A 20,873-nucleotide genomic window follows, 5' to 3' on the forward strand; every position below is an offset into this window, starting at 1 on the left:
CTTTGCCCACCCTACGCGGCTGCGCTCACTCAATCATTGCCGATGGTTTCGCCGAACAGCTCCCAGGTTTCGCCATTGAAGCGCTGCAGGCGCATGGCTTCGATCGGGAAGTAATCGGTCGGTGATGTCCTGAGCTTGATGCCGGGCAGCAACATCGGCAGCGTCACGTCGAGATTGGCGGCCTGCTTCATGATGTTCTCGTGCGTCAGCTCGTCGCCGCACTGCTTGAGCACCTGCACGGTTGCTTCCGCCACGACATAGCCGTAGACGATGAGCTGGTCCTGCATGTTGCCGTCAGGAAAATAGGTCTTCATGAACGCAAGCCATTCCTGGACGTCCTTGTCGTCCTTCCACTGTGGATCGTTCGGATCCTTCAGCGAGTAGGACGAGATGATCCCTTTCGCATGGTCGAAGCCGGCGGGCTTCAGCACCGAGGAGACCGAGGTCGAGGTCGCGGCCAGGAAGAACATGTCCGGCTTCCAGCCGATCTCGCCGACCTTGCGGATCGCCTGCGCCGCCTGTTTCGGGATCGCATGCATGAACAGCACGTCCGCGCCGGATGATTTCAGCTTCACGATCTGGCTGTCGATGGTCGGATCGGTGGATTCATAGGTCGCTTCCGCCACGATCATCTTGGCGTGCTCCGGCCCCAGCCCCTTCTTGAAGCCGTTGCCGTAATCCTTGCCGGCGTCGTCGTTCTGGTAAAACAGCGCGATCTTCGCGTCCGGCTTGTTCTTCAGCACGTATTTTGCGTAGACCGCGGTCTCGGCCTGGTAGGAAGGCTGGAAGCCGATCGAATAGGGGAAGTGCTCGTGGTCGCCCCACAGCGTCGCGCCGGCGCCGACGAAGAGCTGCGGCACCTTCTTGTCGTTGAGATATTTGCGTACGCTCAATCCCGTCGGCGTGCCCAGCGGGTTGAGGATCGCGGCCACTTCCTCCTGCTCGACCAGCTTGCGGGTCTGCTCCACGGTCTTGGGCGGGCTGTAGGCATCGTCGAGGCTGATCAGGTTGATCTTGCGTCCGTTGAGGCCGCCCTTGTCGTTGATCATCTTGAAATAGGCGAGCTGGGTCTTCGCGATGACGCTGTAGGCCGAGGCCGGCCCGCTGTAGGGCGAGGTCTGGCCGAGCCGGATCTCGGTGTCGGTCACCCCCGGACCATATTTCTTCTCCGCCGCCGCGGCCGCCGATGTCACGAGCGCCGCAATCGCGACGAGCGCCTGCCATTTCATTGTCTCTCTCCCTTGCTCTTTGTTCTGCTTGTTGTCGGATCGAGCCCGCCGCACGCGCGGCGTGTCGACACGATGAGCAAACCAGCCGGCGGAGACCGTGACAAGCGCGCGGGCAGGGAGGTTGCGTCGCGGCGGATGCATGCGATTACCGGCGCATGCCGCGGGAAGGAATTACGCTTGCGCCCGTCATTCCGGGGCGCGCGAAGCGCGAGCCCGGAATCCATTTCGCCGTCTACGCCTGCGGCCCGATGGATTCCGGGCTCGTCCTTCGGACGCCCCGGAATGACAAGCGCGGTTTGCGGGTCGAGCCGGAGACGACGGCGCCACACCTCACGCCGCTTCCGGCGGGGCCTGCTCGGTCGGCGCTTCCGGCATTGGGAAGGTCTTGTACTGCTTCGGCAGGTTGATCGGCCGATAGTCCTTCACCGCGTCCATGCGCTTGATCACGGATTCGTGGATCACGGCATCATCAGGGATCAGCCGCGGCTCGGCGTCGGGGATGTAGAAGCCGAAATGCGATTTGCGCTCCGGCCATTCCTTGTAGGTGGCCTTCTTCGGCAGGTATTCCATCATGCGCCAGCCCCAGGTCATCGGGTCGTGCATCTCGCCCGCGACGTCGGGCTTGACGTAAGTGAACGGGCTGCCCCTGCGCTGCACGCCCCAGGCGAGCTGCTTCACCATCTGCATGTTCACCGTGAGCCCGGACTTCGTGGCCTCCTCTAACATCCAGAGCAGCGGATATTTCGACAGCGCGCTTTGCGCTTCCGGATAGCCGCCGCCGATGTCGCCATGCGCGCCGGCGAACCACACCTGCAAAATGTCCTGAGCTTCGGCCTTCTCATCGGGGATGAAGCGGTTGCTGAAGAAGAGCTGCGGCTCGTCATACTTCTTCAGGCGGAACATGCAGCGCCGCTCGTCGATCGAGATCGCCTGGCGGAAGATCCTGATGCTCGGATTGTGCAGCGTGAAGGCGAGCTCTTCCAGGCTCGGCCAATAGAGCCGGTCCGGCCTCGGCACGAAGACGCTCGCGACCGTATCCCAAACGCCGACGAAGCGGATGGTCGGCCAGCGCACGGAGAGAATGCGCGCGAACTGCGCCGCATTGTCGTAGCGGTCCTTCGGCAGCGGCCCGAACTCGTCGCTCGCCGGCCGTTGCAGCCTGGCGTCCGTGCCCGCTTTGCCGTCATCGGAGAACTGCTTGTAGGCGGTGAGCCCGCTGCCGGCGAGGTTGACCTGTTCCGGCGAGATCAGCCCGATCTTGTGGATCAGCCCGGCCAGCACCCGCACGGTATAGGCGCCGCGCGAGAAGCCGAACAGGTAGACCGCATCGCCGTCCTGGTAATGGTGGACCAGGAATTCATAGGCCGCGAGCACATTGTCATCGAGCCCGTAGCCGGTGGTGAGCCCCAGGATCGCATTGAAATCCTGCTTCAGCTTGCGCCACGGATCCGGCCGCGCCAGCGTGCCGACGCCGGGATCGTAATAGACGAACTGCCGCGGCGACGTCTTCTCCGTCTTGCGCAGGCAGCGATAGAGCTTCAGGACGTTGGAAATGTTCTCGTTGATCTCGTTCCCGGTCCCATCGCAGCAAATCACGATGTTTCGCATGGCGTGCCCTCCCCTGCTACCTCAGCGAGTATAGCGCAGATTCGGGAATTTGGATGACGCCGCTTGCCCGCGATCGGTGCGTCCGGCGCAAGCGCAACGCGATCCCCCACGAACGATTCTCCGAATTTGCGGTTGCGGTGACTTGTCAAGACAACCAAGCCGGGGCAAGTAGTAGATCTTACGTGGTGGCAGGGGACAAAGCTTAATCCCGAACGTCTTGTTTGGCGGATTTGGTTTGACGGATTTCATGGATGGCGTGAGGTTCGAGCGCTGCGGTTTCTGGCGCCGCGCGCTGGCGTGGCTGATCGATGCCGTCATCGTCGCGCTGATCGTGCAATTGCTGGCTTATGCGCTGTTTCCGCTGACTGGTGGGCGGGTGCAGTATGTCAGCGGCTTTGCCTTGAGCTATTGCGACAACCTCGATGCGGTGCCGGACGGCGTCGCACTGCCGATCGGCTTCAAGGTCGCTTCGATCACCGCTTGTTCGCACGGCGTGTTTTCGCTCACCTCGGCGCGCATTCTCACGATCTCCGAGGTTCAGCAGGATCGTGCGGTGACGGTGAGGCAGATCCTCCATCTGCTCGACGAGCAGGGCAAACCGTTCATTGGGCCGACGCTTGACAGCGTGATGGTGGTGGTCCTGCTGCTGTTGCGTTTCTGGTTCGATCTTGGCCGCGGCACGCCCGGCCGCCGGATCTGCCGCATTCGCCTCGCGGATGCCGTCAGCGGCCGGCGTCCGCCGGCACTTGCGGCGGTCGGCAAGCGCTATGCCGCGCAGGCGCTGCCGCTGTTCCCGCTTGTCATCTGGGAATCGCTGCGGTGGCTGATGATGAGCGACCCGGAACAGATCGGTCGGGTGTGGTCGACCGTGTACACTTTTGCACCCGCCGTGGCCGTGTTGATCGCGCTGACCCAGGCAATCCCCGCGATCGTCAGTCGCAGGGAGGCCTACTATGACCGCTTCGCGGCAACCAGCGTGCTACGCCTCGATACGAGTGGCGCGTTGATCCCGCTTGCCGTCGTCGGCCCGCTTGTGCCGCCGCCATTGCCGCTGCCGGGCAGCTATTTCGTGCGGCACTGGCGCGGCCAGCTCTCCCTGCCAATCGCCTATTGGGTCAACGGCACCATTCTTGGAATCGTTGTCGCCATCATGACCCGCATGTTCAGGGCCGCCGTCGTTTTCTATGCGGACGCGCATCCGCTGGCGTGGCTGGCGGCGGTCGCCGGGGTATTGCTGCTGAGCCTTCTGTTCACGGTATGGCAGTTCGTCGGCATCTGGCGCTCGGCGACACGCTACATCGAAAGCGGCCGGGGGTTCTGGGGCGGCGCCGCCAAGACGATGATAGTGCTGGCCGTGTTGCGCCTTGCCTATGATCTCCTGTTCATGACCGGGCCGCAGCTTGCCGGTACTTACGAATACGTCGTGGACGACAGGCTGGTCGGCCCGCATCAGTTCGAGGTGGTGGCGGACGGCGAGGGGCTGGAATTCACCGGCGGTATCACCTTCGGCGTCGCAGACGAGCTTCAAAACCTGCTCGATGCGGGCAAGGTGAAGTGGGTGGTGCTCAATTCGAACGGCGGCCGCATCCGCGAAGCGCAGAGGATGTCTGACATGATCAAGGCGCGCGGACTGTCGACGTCGGTCGCGGAAAGATGCCTGTCCGCCTGCACCATCGTGTTTCTCGGCGGCAAGGAGCGCATGATGAACGACGACGCACTGCTCGGTTTCCACCAGCCGACATTCCTCGGCATGACCGCCCGCCAGCGCCGCGACGCGATCGCCGAGGAGGTGACGCGCCTGCAGAGCCTCGGCCTGAGCCGCAATTTCGCCGAACGCGCCAATGTCATGCCGCCAAGCGGCATGTGGTATCCCGAACCCGACGAATTGCTGCGCGAGAAGGTAGTGACCCTGATCATAGGGCCGCCGCCTGAGCTCGCATCGCCTCCGCCATCGACGCGCAGCCCATCCTGGGCGCTGACCGCACCACCCGCGTCGCCATCGGTGTTTCCGCCGCCCGGTGCCGTGCAGATTCCGGCCGACGTGATGAAGCGGCTGACGCCGGATGCCGCGTCGGACGGAATGAAGGCCGGCGAGGGCACGGCGAAGTAGCGAAGCGGAGTGTTTCGACTGCTTAGACCGGGGCGCATACCGAGTAGTCCCGGGTGCAGCCGTTCACAACAAAATGGCCGGCTCCTTCGAGCCGGCCATTCGAAACTCTGAGCCGTTAAGCTGGCGTAACCGAGTCTACGCTCAGCTCGCCTTCTTCTCCGCAGCCGCTGCCTGCTTCTTCTCGATCTGCCGCTTCAGCTCAAGCGCGCGCGGCGAGAGATGTGCCGCATTCGCCTTCCGAAGGAACGCATCGAGGCCGCCGTTGTGGTCGACGCTCTTGATCGCATTCGAGGAGACGCGCAGGCGGATGTTGCGGCCGAGCGATTCCGACTGGAAGGTGATGTTGCAGAGGTTCGGCAGGAAACGCCGCTTGGTCTTGATGTTCGAGTGGCTCACCTTGTGGCCCACTTGCGGGCCCTTGGCCGTCAGTTCACAGCGCCGCGACATTGTTCAAATCCTCTTCCATCCCCGCTTAACCAACAGCGCGCGCCGCGCGCGGCGGGGGTCCAATTCAACGTCCATTTTCCAGGAACGGCGGACGTATAGGGGGTGAGCCGCAAAGCGTCAAGGTTTTATAGCTTTCAGAGCCTCGTTCCCTGGCTCCGAAACCCTTAGTTCGGCACGTTTTCTTTGCGCCAGCCGGTAAAACGCTATGGAGCCCAAAACCTGCACGTTCACAAGGCTGTTCAGCGGTTTAACCTACCATATAAAGGGCGTATTCAGGCTCGTAAGGTGGTTCCGTTTTCGCCCGCGTTGCTTGCCGGTCATTTCTTCCCAAATGATCTCTGGCGCCGACGACAGGATCGTTAAGTTTGTGAGCATTTTCAGCAGTTTTCTGCCCTCCGTGAGGGAATCCTGGCTGTTGTGCGCCGGCGCGCTGTTCATGCTGTTGCCGGAGGGCGCACTCGCGCAGGGCCGGCTGGATGCGCAGTACGAGGCCTCGCTGGCCGGTATCGCTGTCGGCAAGGGAAGCTGGACCATCGAGATCGGCGACGACACCTTTTCCGCGATGGCGCAGGGCGGTACCGCCGGGCTGCTCAAGGCGTTTGCCGGCGCCGGCGGGGTGGGCGGGTCCCAGGGGCGCGTGGTCAATGGCGCGCTGGTGGCATCGGGCTATACCGTCAACTACAACAGCTACAAGAAATCCGAGGTCATCCGGATGGCGCTCGGCGGCGGCAACATCAGGGAAACCGTGATCGAGCCGGAACCGCCGGTCGATCCGAACCGGATCCCGGTCACCGAGGCCCACAAGAAGAACGTGTTCGATCCGATGACCGGCTCGCTGCTGCGAGTGCCGGGCACGGGCGAACTGATGAGCCCGGATAGCTGCCGCACCAGCGCGGGCATTTTCGACGGCCGGCTGCGCTACGATTTGAAGCTCGATTTCAAGCGCGTGGAAATGGTCAAGGCGGAGAAGGGCTATCAGGGCCCGGCGCTGGTCTGTGCGATCTATTTCACGCCGATCGCGGGCTATATCCCCGACCGTCCCGTGATCAAGTATCTCGCCGAAGCGCGCAACATGGAGATCGCCTTCGTGCCGATCGCGGGCACGCGCATCCTGATCCCGTACCGCGTCAAGATCCCGACGCCGTTCGGGCTGGCCATGCTGGAGGCGACGTCGTTCGTGACGTCGGCCACGCCGCCGCGGGTGGCGAAGACGCAGTGAGGCTGCGCACCGTCATTCCGGGGCATCGCGAAGCGATGAGCCCGGAATCCATTTCTCCGCTGGTGCATGTGGCCCAATGGATTCTCTGATGTGCAAGAGCACATCATAGCTCGTCCTGCGGACGCCCCGGAATGACGGAGAAACAGGAATCCTGTTGACTCTTTGCCGCTTCTGATTCGACTCCGCGTCTTAACGATTTTAAGGAATTTGCCCGGGCCGTGACCATCCTCAAACCCCATCTAGTGCTGGAACTGAAGCGCCGCCGCGACATGTTGCGGTGAACGGAGGAGAACAGCAGTGGAGTCAGCGATTCGGCCGCGATTCGTTCTAGACTCGTTCCGAAGCTTAAGCCGCGGCGGAGGGGCCGTCGCATTGTGAGACAATTTTTTGCGGAAGTGCCGGCACATGAACAGCTTTATCCCCCTCACCCTGAGGAGGTCGCGCGAGCGACTGTCTCGAAGGGCGAGGGCCCCCGATGCCTATGGCAAGCGGGAATGCATGGATATATCCGGACCTCATCCTTCGAGACGTGCGTTCCGCGCTCCTCAGGATGAGGAACTGAGATAGCGTTCGCGGCCGACAAGCACCAAGAAAAGTACCAAGAACATCATGGCTCTTTCCTCTCCTCCCTTCGCCCATGAGCGCGCGCCCGGCGCCGGCGTCACCGCCGTGCTCGGGCCGACCAATACCGGCAAGACGCATCTCGCCATCGAGCGCATGCTTGGGCATTCGTCCGGGCTGATCGGGCTGCCGCTGCGGCTCTTGGCGCGCGAGGTCTACAACAAGATCGCCGATCGCGCTGGGCCCGAGAGCGTCGCGCTGATCACCGGCGAGGAGAAGATCAAGCCGAAGTCGCCGCGCTTCTGGGTCTCGACGGTCGAGGCGATGCCGCGCGATCTCGACGTCTCGTTCCTTGCGGTCGACGAGATCCAGATCGCGGCCGATCTCGAGCGCGGGCATGTCTTCACCGACCGCATCCTCAATCGGCGCGGCCGCGATGAGACGCTGCTGCTGGGGGCTGCGACGATGCGTCCCATCATCGAGCGGCTGCTGCCCGGCGCCTCCATCATCACAAGGCCAAGGCTCTCGACGCTCGAATTCGCCGGCGACCGCAAGATCACGCGGCAGCCGCGGCGCACCGCGATCGTCGCGTTCTCGGCGGACGAGGTCTATGCGATCGCGGAATTGATCCGCCGCCAGCATGGCGGCGCGGCGGTCGTGCTCGGCTCGCTCTCGCCGCGCACGCGCAATGCGCAGGTCGCGATGTTCCAGAACGGCGACGTCGATTACCTCGTCGCCACCGACGCCGTCGGCATGGGGCTGAATCTCGACGTCGATCACGTCGCCTTTGCCTCCGACCGCAAATACGACGGCTATCAGTTCCGCCGCCTGACGCCGGCCGAGTTCGCGCAGATCGCCGGACGCGCGGGGCGCGCGACGCGCAATGGTACCTTCGGCACCACGGGACGCTGCGCGCCGTTCGAGCCGGAACTGGTGAACGCGCTGCAGAACCACACCTTCGACAGCGTGAAAATGCTGCAATGGCGCAATTCGAAGCTGGATTTCTCCTCGCTCGGCAGCCTGCAGGTCTCACTGTCGCTGCCGCCTTCGCATGAGGTGCTGACGAGGGCGCCGATCGCGGAAGACATGCGCGTGCTCGACCATGCCGCGCGCGATGCCGAGGTGCGCGACATGGCGCATGGCGCTACCGCCGTCGAGCGGCTATGGGAGACTTGTCAGATACCCGATTACCGAAAGCTGTCGCCGGCTGCCCATGCCGAGCTTGTGACCACGGTTTACGGCTTCCTGATGCAAAAGGGGCGTATTCCCGATGCATGGTTTGCCGCCCAGGTCGATCAGGCCGACCGCGTCGACGGCGACATCGACACGCTGTCGGGCCGGATTGCTCAGGTGCGCACCTGGACCTTCGTGGCGAACCGGCCGGACTGGCTGTCCGATCCCGAACATTGGCAGGGGATCACGCGCGAGCTCGAAAATAAATTATCCGATGCGCTGCATGAACGGCTCACGGAGCGTTTCGTTGATCGGCGTACCAGTGTATTGATGCGCCGCCTGCGGGAGAACTCTGTTTTGAATACTGAAATCGGCAAGACCGGCGAAGTCATCGTCGAGGGGCATGTGATCGGCCGGCTCGACGGATTCACTTTTGCGCCTGACGCGGCGGAAGCGGGCTCAGATGCCAAGGCGCTGCAGGCCGCAGCGCAGCAGGTGCTGGCGCGCGAGATCGACACGCGGGCCGAGAAACTGAGCGCCGCACCGGACGAAACCTTCGTGCTGACCTCCGACGGCACCATCCGCTGGACCGGCGATGCGGTGGCCAAACTCGTCGCGGCCGACGACGCGCTGCATCCGCGCTTGCGCATCATCTCCGACGAGCGGCTGACCGGCGCGCCGCGCGAGGCCGTGCAGAACCGGCTCGATCTCTGGCTCAAGACGCATATTACGAAATTGCTCGGGCCGCTGTTCGACCTGTCGAAGGCGGAGGATCTGCAAGGCATTGCACGCGGCATCGCGTTCCAGCTCGTGGAAGCGCTCGGCGTGCTGGAGCGGACCAAGATCTCGTCCGAGATGAAGGATCTCGACCAGCCCTCGCGGGCGACGCTGCGCAAGTATGGCGTGCGGTTCGGCGCCTATCACATCTACTTCCCGCAGCTCCTGAAGCCGGCGGCGCGGGCGCTGGCCTCGCTGCTCTGGGCCGAGAAGCAGGACAATGTCGATCTCTCGGCGCTCTCCAATGTGCAGCATCTGGCGTCGAGCGGGCGCACCTCGTTCCCGATCGACAAGGCACTGCCGCGCGATGCCTATCGCGTGCTCGGCTACAAGCAGTGCGGCGAGCGCGCGGTGCGCGTCGACATCCTGGAGCGGCTGGCGGACCTGATCCGTCCCGCGCTGGCCTGGCGCGAGGGCTCGGCCGGCGAGAAGCCCGCGGGCGCGTTCGACGGCCGCGGCTTCGTGGTGACGCAGGCGATGACCTCGCTCACCGGCTCGGCGGGCGAGGATTTCGCCTCGGTCCTGCGCGCGCTCGGCTATCGCATGGAACGCCGCCCGCCCCCGCCGCCGAAGCCGGTGGAAGTGGTCGAGACAGTGTCCGCCGAGACCCCGCCGGTGGAAGCGCCCGCCGAGGCTGCGGCGGAGGCACCGGTGGAAGAAGTAGCCGCCGAGCTGCCCGCGTCCGATGAGGTTAGCCCGTCAGCGGCGCTCTTGCCCGAAGTTACCCTGGCGCCCGCGCCGAGCGAGGAACCAGCGGCTGCCGCCGCAGAGCCCATCGCTGAAGCGCAGCCGGAACCGGAAGCGACTGAGGCGCGGGCAGAGCCGGTGGCTGAAGCGCAGCCGGAGCCTGAGGCGATCGAGCCGCAGGCAGATCCAGTCGCCGAAGTACAGGCGGAGTCAGCCATTCCCGTAGAGGTCCCTGCCGACGCGTCGGCAGAGCCGATGCCAACGGAGGCTATAGCCGAGGCTGCAGCCGGTGCCGAGGAAGCCGCACCTGCCGAAGCAGTCGCCGCGCCCGCCGCAGCCGAGACCCCGGCCGAACCGCAACTGGTCGAAGTCTGGCGCCCCGGCGGCCGCTCCGAGGAGCGTCGCCCGCGCCATGACCGCAACCGCCACCGCCATCAGCCGCGCGAGGGCGCGCAGGGCGCGGCCGCAGCGGGCGAAGGTGCCGATGGCGCGCAGCGCGACCAGCAGCGCCGTGGCCGCCGCCATCACGAATTCCGCAAACCCCGTGAGGACGCGCCCCCCGCGGAAGCAGCCGCTGCAGCCGCCAGCAATGGCGCCCCGCGCGAGGACAAAGGCGGGCGCCGCGAGCGCTTCGAGGGCAAGGGCCGCGACCGCGACAATGATCGCCGCCGCGATAAATTCTCCGGCGACCGCAAGGATCGCGACCGTGGCGACCGCGAGCGCGGCGGCCGTGATTTCCGCGACAAAGGCGGCCGCGACAAGGGGCGCGAGAGCGGCCCGGCGCTCCGCCAATATGCGAGTTCGGCGCCGCGCGAACGCGAGCGCGCGATCGATCCGAATTCGCCGTTCGCAAAACTCGCGGCGCTGAGGGAACAGCTCGCCGGCAACCGCAAGGATTGAGCCGCGCCAAACAGAGAACATGAGGCCGATTGGAGCGTCAGCGTCTCGATAAATGGCTGTGGCATGCGCGGGTGGTGAAGGCGCGCACCAGCGCCGCCGCGCTGGTCGAGGCCGGCCATGTCCGCATCAACGGCGTGCGCGAGAGCACGCCCGGACACGCGGTCAAACCGGGCGACGTGTTGACCATCGCGCTCGATCGCAGCGTGCGCGTGCTGAAGGTGATCGGCTTCTCCGAGCGGCGGGGCGACGCCACCGCCGCACGGGTGCTGTATGAGGATTTGCAGAGCCGCGCCGAGTGATTATCTCGGGGAGGCGATCAGTTGCCTGAAAACACGGCGCCGAACCGGCTTGCTTATCTTGCAGCAGCGGTTCTCCTGCGCTACGCAATTTTTGAAACGCAACCCTGAAAGAATGAATCCGCTTTCGGAGTCTTTGGTTCGGAGTCCTGGATGACCTACGTCGTCACTGAAAACTGCATCAAGTGCAAATATACTGATTGCGTCGAGGTCTGCCCCGTCGATTGTTTCTACGAGGGTGAGAACATGCTGGTCATCCATCCCGAGGAATGCATCGATTGCGGCGTCTGCGAACCGGAATGCCCGGCGGATGCGATCAAGCCGGATACCGAGCCGGGCCTGGAGAAGTGGCTCGAGGTCAACAGCGAATACGCCAAGAGCTGGCCCAACATCACCCAGAAGAAGGACTCGCCCCCGGACGCCAAGGAGTTCGACGGGCAGGAGGGCAAGTTCGAGAAATATTTCTCTGCGAACCCCGGAAGTGGCGACTGATTCGCGCGCTGCCCTGCCGGATCGATACCGTATTCAGGCGGGGAATCGCGCCATCGTTTAACCCTAATGACAGGGTTATGACCGTTAGCATCTGCAGGCGGCAGGATTCGGCCCTAAATCATTGATTTTTGCGGAAAATGTGCTATATTAGGCACATTGCCAGAGCCGAACCCGGCCATCCCCGATCCTTGGCCCCGTTCGTTTCCGCAAAAACATCGAACAGGGGCGTGGCAGTTTCCGCGCGCAGGCTGTGTCACAGAAAACGCGTAAAAAGAGTGCTTCCAAATCGTCAAAGAAAGCCGCTGCAGTTGCCCGCAGCGCAGTCAAAGGTCGTGCCAGGGCGTCCGTGAAGGAGGCCCGTAAGGCTGCGGCTACAAAGTCCTCGAAGAACAAAAGAAGCGTGATGCCAGAAAAGACTGCCAAAACTGCCGCGAAAGCGACAGCTCCCAAGACCATTGCTTCGAAAGTCGCCGCCAAGACCGCCCCTAAGGCCGCAGCGCCTGCGCCAAAGGCCGCCGTCAAGCCGGCCGCGAAGCCGGTTGCGGCCCCGCGCGTCGAGGAGCCGAAGAAGGTTGTCACCCAGCGCCAGGGCTTCAAGGCCAACGAATTCGTGGTCTATCCGGCCCATGGAGTCGGCCAGATCCTCGCGATCGAGGAGCAGGAGATCGCGGGCGCCAAGCTGGAACTTTTCGTCATCAGCTTCATGAAGGACAAGATGACGCTTCGCGTGCCCACCGCGAAGGTCGCCAATGTCGGCATGCGCAAATTGTCCGACCCGGCGCTGGTCAAGAAGGCGCTGGAGACGCTGAAAGGCCGTGCCCGCGTCAAGCGCACGATGTGGTCGCGCCGGGCGCAGGAATACGAAGCCAAGATCAATTCGGGCGATATCGTCGCGATCGCGGAAGTGGTGCGCGATCTCTATCGTTCGGAATCGCAGCCCGAGCAGTCCTACTCTGAACGCCAGCTCTATGAAGCGGCGCTCGACCGGCTGTCGCGCGAGATCGCGGTGGTGCAGCACTCGACCGAGACCGAAGCGATCAAGGAGATCGAGAGCCAGCTCGCCAAGAGTCCGCGCCGCGGCGCGGCCAAGGCTGAAGAAGCCGGCGCTGAGGGAGACGGTGAAGGCGATGCCGACGATCTCGACGGCGACAGCGACGACGCGACCGTCGCCGATGAGGCGGCATAAGCAGCCAGCAAAGATTTGCAGCGAAAAGCCCGGCCAAGCGGCCGGGCTTTTTGTTTGAGTGTCGCGAATTGAGGCCGAGGGGCCTACATCCAACTTCGCCTTGGAGCCCGCCCAGTTGCGGGACCAATCACCTGTACCTTGTCAGGCGGCCGGTCGCTGTGCGGCGGCCGGAAGAACATTCTGATTTAGCCTGAACAGGTTGCCGGGATCGTACTGCGCCTTAAGCGCCGCGAGACGAGCGTAGTTCGGGCCGTAGGCGCCGGACACGCGATCGCTCTCATCCTCCGGCATGAAGTTGACGTAGACGCCGCCGGTTGCGTGCGGCGCTGTTTCAGCAAACAGCTTGCGCGCCCAGGTAATCGAGCGTTGCTCGTCGCCCGGGTCACGCCACCGCGTATGGACGTTCATGACAAATCTGGCGTCGCGGTGGGGGAACGCCGTCGCGTCGACAGCCACGCGGCTGGTGGCGCCGCCGAGCTGACCAATGAAAATCTCGCACTCTCCGGTCGGCAGGCTCTTCGTATGGCTTACGAGCGTGTCGAAGAGGCCGTCGCTGAGCTCGGTGAAATTGTGCGACTTCCAGTAATTGTAGGCTCCGGGCGTGAGCAACGGGTCGAACGCGCTCTGCCAGCTCGCGAAGGGCTGCATGCCGATCACGTCGGCAACCGGCTCCCCAAGCGCGCGTAACGGTTCCAGGGCGCGGTTACCCTCGTCCTCGCCACCCGTGTAGCAGACGGCGAACGCGACGATCTCCTTGCCGTGCATCTCGGCAGGCAAGAATGGCAGCGGTGGCGCCTGTCGGAGCACCACCCAGATCGTGAGCTCGTCCGACGCCTTGGCGGCGACGTCGCGGTAGCCCGCAAGGAGCTCGTTCGCCCGTGCAAAGGGATGGATGATGAGTCCAGCCAACACCATTGGGCCGACCGGATGCAGGCGAAACTCGAACGAGCTCACCGCGCCGAAATTGGCACCGCCTCCGCGCAGCGCCCAGAGCAGGTTAGCGTCCTCGGCCTCGCTCGCCCGCACGAGTCCGCCGTCGGCCGTCACCACGTCGGCCGAGATGAGGTTATCAGCGGCAAGCCCCAACTTGCGGCTGAGCCAGCCGAAGCCGCCGCCCAGCGTTAATCCCGCAACGCCAGTCGTCGAGTTGATGCCGAGGGGGGTGGCAAGGCCAAAAGCCTGCGCCTCCTTGTCGAATTCGCCAAGCGTTGCGCCTGGCTCTACGCGCGCAGTGCGGTTAAGCGGATCGATCCGGACCGAACGCATCAGCGAAAGATCGATCAGCAGCCCGCCTTCACAAACGGCATTGCCTGCGATGTTGTGACCGCCGCCACGCACGGCGAGCAAGAGTCCGTGGTCGCGCGCAAACCGCACGGCGCGCATGATGTCTGCAGCTCCTTTGCAGCGTACGACTGCGCCCGGGTGGCGGTCGATCATCGCATTCCAGATCGTGCGTGCCTCCTCGTAGCCCGGCTCGTTGGGCAGGCAGACATCGCCCCGCAATGTTTGCCGAAAGGCATCTATCGCATCGCTTGCAAACGCAATCGCCCCGCCCTGCAGCGAGGCCAGCCGGATCTCCGTCATGGCATCTCCTCCGTAACTAGCGGTGACTGTTTTTCGGGCCAGCATTTTCTGGCCGAGATCAATAAAGAGGCGGGCGCCGCTGATAGCTGTCATTCACAGCCGAGGTAGCGCAGAAACGTCTTTTGCCGTCCGTTCGACACAGCGAACGGAGAATTTCCGCCTGGACGTTAGTCCAACCCGGTCAAGGAATGGTTCAACGACGGAATGCATCGCCCGGACGAGATGTGGCGGGGCTTTTTAGCGCGGAGGCAAGCTGCACAGGCGCAACGAATGGCAGTCGCTTGGCATCAACCGGCTTCATGGTGCTCTCTTCTCTATCGATAACGCGGTCAGCTTTTTCCCGAGGTCTACGCGCGCGTTCTGCGACAGGGATGCCGAAGTGATCTTGAAGATGCCGCAGAAACACGGCGGCGATGGCACAAACCGCATAGTCCGAAGTGTCAGAATATCTGCCACTTCTTCCCGAAACAAAAACCGAGTGTTGCTGTTCTGGCACAAGTTTCGCGGGTGAAATCTTCTATGCTCGCGGGTGGAATTGGAATGCAGACACAACCGTCGCAACAAGTCCATCGGCCGTCCGATCCTTAAGCGACGCCGAAGAGGGGGAACGATATGAAGAAGTTTTTGCTGGGCACTGTAGGTTTGATTGCACTCGGCGCGACCGCTCCGGCGCTGGCCGCTGATATGGCGGTCAAGGCGCCACCGGCTCCGCTTCCGGTGATTTACAACTGGAGCGGCTTCTACGTCGGCGCCAATGGCGGCTGGGCCCAGAGCCGCAATTGCTGGAATTTTATCGACGCTTTCGGTGGCGTGTTCAGTGACGGGTGTCGTGAGCGGTCCGGCGGCGTGGTCGGCGGGCAGATCGGATATCGGTGGCAGTTTGGCGGCGGCTGGGTGGCCGGCGTAGAGGCCCAAGGGGATTGGGCCGATCTCCGGAACACGCGCGCCAGCCTCATCGATCCGTTTTTCTCGACGCGCGTGAAAACCGACGGCATCGGCCTTTTCACCGGCCAGATCGGCTATGCCTGGAACACATCACTGCTGTACTTCAAGGGCGGCGCGGCGGTGACGAGCAACCGCTTCAGCGTACTCGACACGCTTACCGCCTTTGAATTTGCCTCGTTCAGTTCGACCCGCTGGGGTGGTAGCGTGGGTGTCGGATATGAGTATGGCTTCGCACCGAACTGGTCGGTCGGTGTCGAGTACGACCACCTTTTCATGGGCAATGCGAACAATTCGTTCTCGGTGGTCAATCCCATCGTTGTCGGCGCGATCAATCGGATCAGCCAGGACGTGGACATGGTCACGGTGCGCGTGAACTACCACTTCAACTGGGGCGGCTATGCCCCACCGGTTGCTGCCCGTTACTGATGGACTGTTAATCTCCAGCAAACTTTAAGCCCCGGGCATTTACCGGGGCTTTTTGTTGAGCCGGCCCGCTGTTTGCCCCGCGCCGGCGACGACAAAAATCTTGATCTATATCAATTGCATCCCCGCCTCGCGCACAAAGCTATTGGAAGGAAGACGGCCTCGGCGCCGGTCCGTCGGCTCATTGCCTTGTGACGGCTTGGCTGTCGAGGTTCGCGCAGGGGGGAGACGCGGGTTCTGCCGATGAGAATAGGCATGGACGCAATCAAGCTGCCGATCTGGCTGCGCATTGCTGTGGTCGCCGGGCTGCTTGCTCTGGCCGCGGGTGCAAGTCTGTTCGCGTACCGCTGGTATGTCCGGCCGGTGACACTCTCGATCGCGGTCGGGTCTTTGGATGGCGAGGCGCCAAGAGTTGTATCCGCGCTCGCGAGCCGGCTCACTGAGGTGAACGCGCCGGTCCGGCTCAAGGTTGTCGAAACCACTGGCGCACTCGAATCCGCCAGCGAGTTCGCCTCGGGCAAGACTGACCTCGCGGTGGTCCGCGGCGACGTCGGCGACCTGTCGCAGGCGCAAGCAATCGTTGTCCTGGCTCAAGCGGTGGCGTTGCTGGTCGCACCACCGGGATCGTCGATTACCGACATGACCGGCCTGAAGCGCGTCACTGTGGGGGTGGTTGGAGGCGAGACCAATCAGAAGATCGTCAGCGTGCTGACCAAGGAATACGCCCTCGATCGCGCCAATGTCGTGTTCAAGAACCTTGCGCCGGCGGACACGCGCCGGGCGGTCGATAGCAAGGAGGTGCGCGCCGTCCTGTTCGTGATACCCGTGACCGAGAAGTATTTGTCGCTGGTGCGAGGGCTCTTCACCCAGAGCGGGAAAGCCGCTCCGGTTCTGATCCCGATCGACGCTGCGGGAGCAATTGCCGAGAAGGAACGCGCGTACGAGAGCTTCGACATCCCCAAGGGTACGTTGCGGGGCTCCCCTCCGATTCCGGCAGATGATGTCACGACGCTGAAGGTTTCGTTCTACCTGGTTGCCAAGAAGTCGCTTGATAACGACCTGATTGCTGAATTCGCGCAAGCCTTTACGAACGCGCGAAGAGACCTGTCGGGCGAACTGCCGATCCTGGCGCAGATGAAGGCACCTGACACCGATCCCGGCGCCTATCTTCCGGTTCATCCAGGCGCCGCAGAGTTCTACAACGGCACCCAGCAAAGCTTCCTGGACAAGTGGAGCAACGCGATTTTTCTGACTCCAATGGCACTGGGCGCGCTTGCCTCAATCCTGGCGGCGGCCTGGAAATTTCTCCGATCAGGCGAACTCAAGACCAAAGAAGCGGCGCTGGATTCGCTTTATGTGTTGGGACAAAGGATCCGAAAGGCTGAAACGGAATCGGAGCTGTTCGAGATTGAAAATCAAATCGACGAGGTCCTGCGTGCGCAGCGTGCCAGAGCGGGAACGGACGACGAAAGCGCGCTTGATGCGGCTACGCTCAATGTCGCCGCCCATCGTCTGGAGAACCTCATCCATGATCGCAAGGCGGCGCTGGCTGCAGAAAGCCCAGAGCCCAGGTTGAAAACCAGGCCGTGAGGGTTTTGGCAACCGGGTCTGAGTTCGTCGCCATGGATTGCATTGGCGACGGTGCGTGAGTGTCTTCAGCTCCTCATGAAGCCTTCGCACTCGGCTTCCGCCCATGCGAGGGTCTTCTCCATCGCTTCACCTTGCGAGTAGCGTAGGCACATCTTGGTCAGCGTCGCCTGCGAGTAGATTTGCTGCGCGACTTTGGGCGGTGCTGGCGAGGCCGCAATTGACAGCTTTTGATGGTTATAGGGATTTGGATAATGATAGAGCGTGCCCTTCGGCGGCTCCGCTTCCGCCCAAACCTCCAGCGTCGTGAGGTTCGCGTAGGCCGGCAGGTCATAGCCGCCGCTGGCGACCACCAGCCTCTCAATCGATGACGGCTGCGAAAGATGCACCAGCAAGCTCTTGGCGGCCGCCTTGTTCTTCGAGAATTGCCAGATGGTCCAGAAGAAAGGCACGTAAGGCGCGAAGCGGCCCCTTGGGCCGGACGGAAAGCCGTGGGTCCAGCATTGCTTGGCAACTTGCGGAGCGTCGCGCTTGGCGACCGCCCAGGCGCTCGGCGGGTTCATGATCAGCGCGCCCCTGCCGGAAATCAGCCATTTGTTGTTGGAGGCGTCGTCCCACGCCGCGACGTCTGATGGCAGGAAGGCGATCAGCTTCTTGTAGAAATCGAGGGCCTGCCGAACGGCGTCCGTCTTGACAGTCAGGTTGCCCTTGGCGTCGACGAGTTCTGCGCCGAACGACTGGAAGACGGCCCCGGCGGTATCGGTACTGTCCGCGGTCTCGCCGAGACCGATGCCGAAGGGGAAGCCGCCCTTCTGGCAGGCCTCGGCAGCCTTGAGGAATGTATCCATGGTCCAGTTGTCCGCTTTCGGCGGGCTGCCGGCCGGATACATCTCCTGCACGTCGATATCGGCGTATTTCTTCATCAGGTCGATACGCGAGCAGGGACCCTTGATCTGGCTGCCGACGCAAGACGGAACGCCGAGCCACTTGCCGTTGGCTTGGCTGAGATATTCGACCGTGTAGTTGACCGCGCCGTTCTGCTTGACGATCGGCGCCATGATGTCGTTGACGGGCTCGAGGAGTTCGGCATTCGCATGCGGCAGCCAAGTCGCCATAACCAGGACATCGTGGCCGGATCTGGCTTGCGCTTCGGCGGAGACGGTCAGGAGGATCTTGTTGCCCTGGCTGGTGATGTAGTCGATCTGAGCCTCGACCTTTTCCTTCGCGGCCCATTCATTGACGAGATCGGTCAAGGTCTTGTTAGCGCCCGGCACCCAGTGGTCCCAGAAACCCATCGATAGTTTGCCGGCGGCGTAGGCGCCGCGCACATATGGCGCAGTGATGAGCGCTGCGGACGACATGGCAGTCGCACTTACAAATTGTCGTCGCGAAAGCTTTCGTGACATTGTTCCCTCCATGCTGGCCAATTGGTGTTTGTTTTTTTGCGCTTCGTCGCAATGCGCGGAAAAGCGAGCGCGCAAGCCTATGGTGACTTGCTTCGCGTGAGATTGAACAGAATTGATTGATCAAAACACTGCATCGCTAAACGACCCGCGGCAGCAGCGCATTATTGCGGAATTCAATGCCTAAAGTTGTATTGGAGCAAGCTGTATAATCCGACAGCCACTCTGTCCCAACGTTTCTTTCCGTCATCGGATCGCTTCAAAACCAAGAAGCGAAAGACTTACAGCTCCGATTGGGCTGCGCCGCGTTCTGCCTGGTCGCGATGGAGGAACGGTCGCTCGCCGGCCAGTCGAGATAACGGGGAACCTTGCCATGGCGGCTGCGCCCGGGCGACTGTGCCGGGGTCAAGCCATGCCTTTCCAGGACCTGTCCCTGTTGGCCCCGGATCAGATCAGAGGCCTTCTCGGCTATCATGAGAACACATGCATTTATGTGCCCAGATACGATTGTTGGCATGACTGACGCGTCGACGATCCGAAGCGAGGTCGCGCCAAGGACGGAAAGCTGGCTGTCCACGACGCGACCGATTCCGCAGGTGCCGCACGGATGGTTTGCGGTGATCGCCGTGCTTCGAATCCACTGTTCAACGTCGCCGTCCGATTGGACGCGCGAAGGTCCGGCTGATTTTCCCGCCAGCGCGGCAACCGCCGGATGAGCGGCCAATTCGAGACCGATTTTTGCTCCGCGCAGCAACGTCGCGAGGTCGTCCGGGTGCTGGAGGAATCCATTGCGGATCCTCGGTGCATCAAGCGGGTTGGTCGATCGCAACGCGACCTCGCCGCGACTTTTTGGATGCAGCAATGTTGGACGGATCGCAAAGCCGTCTTCAAAAGCCGGACGAATCCCCGGGAACCAGACGTAGGGCTGAGCGGCCGTCCCCCGAAACATGAATTCGATGTCCGGCGCCTCGAGCGAAGGATCGGTCTTGACGAACCCGAAGAGATACCTGGGAAGCATTGTCCCAGGTCCGGTCCCAAATAGATAAGCTCGGACCAGGGCTAGCGAAATTCGGTCAAGGCGCATCGTCCTGTGGAAGGCACCCGGCGTGGGGCGGCTCCAGTTGAACCATGCAGCAAGGTGATCTTGCAAATTCTGGCCTACCGGCAGATCGATAAGCGTTTCGATCCCAAGAGAGGCGAGATGCTTCGTCGGCCCGATACCCGACAACATGAGCAAATGTGGCGTGTGATACGCGCCCGCACACAGTATGACCTCTCGATCCGCCATCACGTAGGCGCTTCGCCCACCGCTGACGTACCGCACTCCCACCGCTCGGGTACCCTCAAAAACGATTTGAGTCGCTTGCGCTCTGGTATGAAGTACCAGATTTGCGCGCTTCAGCGCGGATCGAAGGTAGGCTGAGGCTGTCGTCTCTCGACGGCCTTTCCATGTGGTATTTTGGATTATCCCGAACCCCTCGTGCGTTTCTCCATTGAAGTCGTTCGTGAATGTGAAGCCGAGGTCGCGCGCAGCGGCGAGCCAGGCGTCGAACAGCGGATCGCTTGAGCGCGAGAACTCGACGTGTATCGGCCCCGATCCGCCGCGCAAGACGCTTCCTCCTTCCTGCCACGTTTCACAACGTTTGAAGTAAGGGAGAACATCGCTGTAGGACCATCCTTGGGCGCCCGCGCGAGCCCAGCCGTCATAGTCGGCACGATCGCCGCGCGTGAATGCCATCACGTTGATCGAGTGAGATCCGCCCAACACTTTCCCGCGCTTTGCGGGAATCACGCGGCCATTGAGCCCGGCATCAGGCTCGGCCATCAGGCCCCAATCGTAGATCCCATACTCATGAAGCTTTCCTAGTCCGATCGGAATGCGGACCAGCGGATTTCGGTCGTATCCACCTGCCTCGAGCAAGAGAACAGTTGAATTAGCATCCTCGGAGAGACGGCTCGCCAATACACAGCCCGCGGAGCCTGCTCCAACAACGATATAATCGTACGATCGTCGTTTCAATTTTTCGACCCTCCAGAGCGCGATGCTCGCACAAAGCAATGCAATGGCCCTGTCGTCAGAAGTAATCGATCATCAAGACTCAACAAGCCAGATGCCGTAGCGTTGAATGCGACGTCCTATGTGAATCGTCATTCGGATCGATTTCCACTTTGCAGGTTACGTTTCAGATGTAACGGAGCTTGGTTCCGGACGCCGAAACGGAAAGCTCCTCGGACAAGCCGTCCAT

14 protein-coding genes are annotated in these 20,873 nt (G+C 62.5%); 8 read left to right on the forward strand and 6 right to left on the reverse strand.

Annotated features, from left to right (window positions below; genetic code table 11):
- Positions 1–29 precede the first annotated feature (29 nt).
- Entirely contained in the window at positions 30–1,229 is a 1,200-nt protein-coding gene (locus ACZYOF_RS04165; protein WP_130577707.1) for an ABC transporter substrate-binding protein, read from the reverse strand.
- A gap of 330 nt (positions 1,230–1,559) precedes the next feature.
- Positions 1,560–2,837, reverse strand: coding sequence for a T6SS phospholipase effector Tle1-like catalytic domain-containing protein (locus tag ACZYOF_RS04170; RefSeq protein WP_463714896.1), 1,278 nt, complete (start codon positions 2,835–2,837; stop codon positions 1,560–1,562).
- A 247-nt stretch (positions 2,838–3,084) separates the two neighbouring features.
- On the opposite strand from ACZYOF_RS04170, the gene ACZYOF_RS04175 reads away from it, so the two are divergent.
- Positions 3,085–4,947 carry a COG3904 family protein gene (locus ACZYOF_RS04175; RefSeq protein WP_463714897.1) on the forward strand — a complete coding sequence of 621 codons (1,863 nt, stop codon included), beginning with the start codon at positions 3,085–3,087 and terminating at the stop codon, positions 4,945–4,947.
- A gap of 141 nt (positions 4,948–5,088) precedes the next feature.
- On the opposite strand, the gene rpmB is transcribed toward ACZYOF_RS04175, so the two are convergent.
- A complete protein-coding gene (rpmB, locus tag ACZYOF_RS04180) occupies positions 5,089–5,394 on the reverse strand; it encodes a 50S ribosomal protein L28 (RefSeq protein WP_130583826.1) in 306 nt (101 codons plus the stop codon).
- 367 nt (positions 5,395–5,761) lie between these two features.
- Here rpmB and ACZYOF_RS04185 point away from each other — a divergent pair, with 367 nt between their 5' ends.
- The 5 genes from ACZYOF_RS04185 to ACZYOF_RS04205 all read left to right on the forward strand — a co-directional run bounded on the left by ACZYOF_RS04185 (position 5,762) and on the right by ACZYOF_RS04205 (position 12,685).
- Positions 5,762–6,613, forward strand: coding sequence for a DUF3108 domain-containing protein (locus ACZYOF_RS04185; protein WP_463714898.1), 852 nt, complete (start codon positions 5,762–5,764; stop codon positions 6,611–6,613).
- Positions 6,614–7,222: 609 nt separating this feature from the next.
- Entirely contained in the window at positions 7,223–10,711 is a 3,489-nt protein-coding gene (locus ACZYOF_RS04190; protein WP_463714899.1) for a helicase-related protein, read from the forward strand.
- Positions 10,712–10,740: 29 nt separating this feature from the next.
- The gene (locus tag ACZYOF_RS04195; protein WP_394569649.1) at positions 10,741–11,010 is read left to right on the forward strand and encodes an RNA-binding S4 domain-containing protein; all 270 of its coding nucleotides are present in this window, start codon (positions 10,741–10,743) and stop codon (positions 11,008–11,010) included.
- 150 nt (positions 11,011–11,160) lie between these two features.
- On the forward strand, positions 11,161–11,499 hold the full coding sequence (fdxA, locus tag ACZYOF_RS04200; RefSeq protein WP_130584213.1) for a ferredoxin FdxA: 339 nt from the start codon (positions 11,161–11,163) through the stop codon (positions 11,497–11,499).
- A 403-nt stretch (positions 11,500–11,902) separates the two neighbouring features.
- Positions 11,903–12,685: a CarD family transcriptional regulator gene (locus tag ACZYOF_RS04205; RefSeq protein ID WP_394569648.1), complete on the forward strand. Its 783-nt coding sequence runs from the start codon at positions 11,903–11,905 to the stop codon at positions 12,683–12,685.
- Between the two features lie 141 nt (positions 12,686–12,826).
- Here ACZYOF_RS04205 and ACZYOF_RS04210 read toward each other — a convergent pair whose 3' ends face one another.
- Positions 12,827–14,269, reverse strand: coding sequence for an FAD-binding oxidoreductase (locus ACZYOF_RS04210; protein ID WP_463714900.1), 1,443 nt, complete (start codon positions 14,267–14,269; stop codon positions 12,827–12,829).
- Between the two features lie 612 nt (positions 14,270–14,881).
- On the opposite strand from ACZYOF_RS04210, the gene ACZYOF_RS04215 reads away from it, so the two are divergent.
- Positions 14,882–15,640, forward strand: a complete 759-nt coding sequence (locus ACZYOF_RS04215) for an outer membrane beta-barrel protein (RefSeq protein ID WP_463714901.1) — start codon at positions 14,882–14,884, stop codon at positions 15,638–15,640.
- A gap of 252 nt (positions 15,641–15,892) precedes the next feature.
- Positions 15,893–17,227: a TAXI family TRAP transporter solute-binding subunit gene (locus ACZYOF_RS04220; RefSeq protein ID WP_463714902.1), complete on the forward strand. Its 1,335-nt coding sequence runs from the start codon at positions 15,893–15,895 to the stop codon at positions 17,225–17,227.
- Positions 17,228–17,292: 65 nt separating this feature from the next.
- Here ACZYOF_RS04220 and ACZYOF_RS04225 read toward each other — a convergent pair whose 3' ends face one another.
- Both ACZYOF_RS04225 and ACZYOF_RS04230 read right to left on the reverse strand, forming a co-directional pair.
- On the reverse strand, positions 17,293–18,630 hold the full coding sequence (locus ACZYOF_RS04225; RefSeq protein ID WP_463714903.1) for an ABC transporter substrate-binding protein: 1,338 nt from the start codon (positions 18,628–18,630) through the stop codon (positions 17,293–17,295).
- Between the two features lie 256 nt (positions 18,631–18,886).
- Positions 18,887–20,647 (reverse strand): GMC family oxidoreductase, encoded by a 1,761-nt coding sequence (locus ACZYOF_RS04230; RefSeq protein WP_463714904.1) that lies wholly within the window; start codon positions 20,645–20,647, stop codon positions 18,887–18,889.
- Positions 20,648–20,873: the final 226 nt, after the last annotated feature.

Source organism: Bradyrhizobium sp. LeoA1Lang (genome assembly GCF_055413685.1).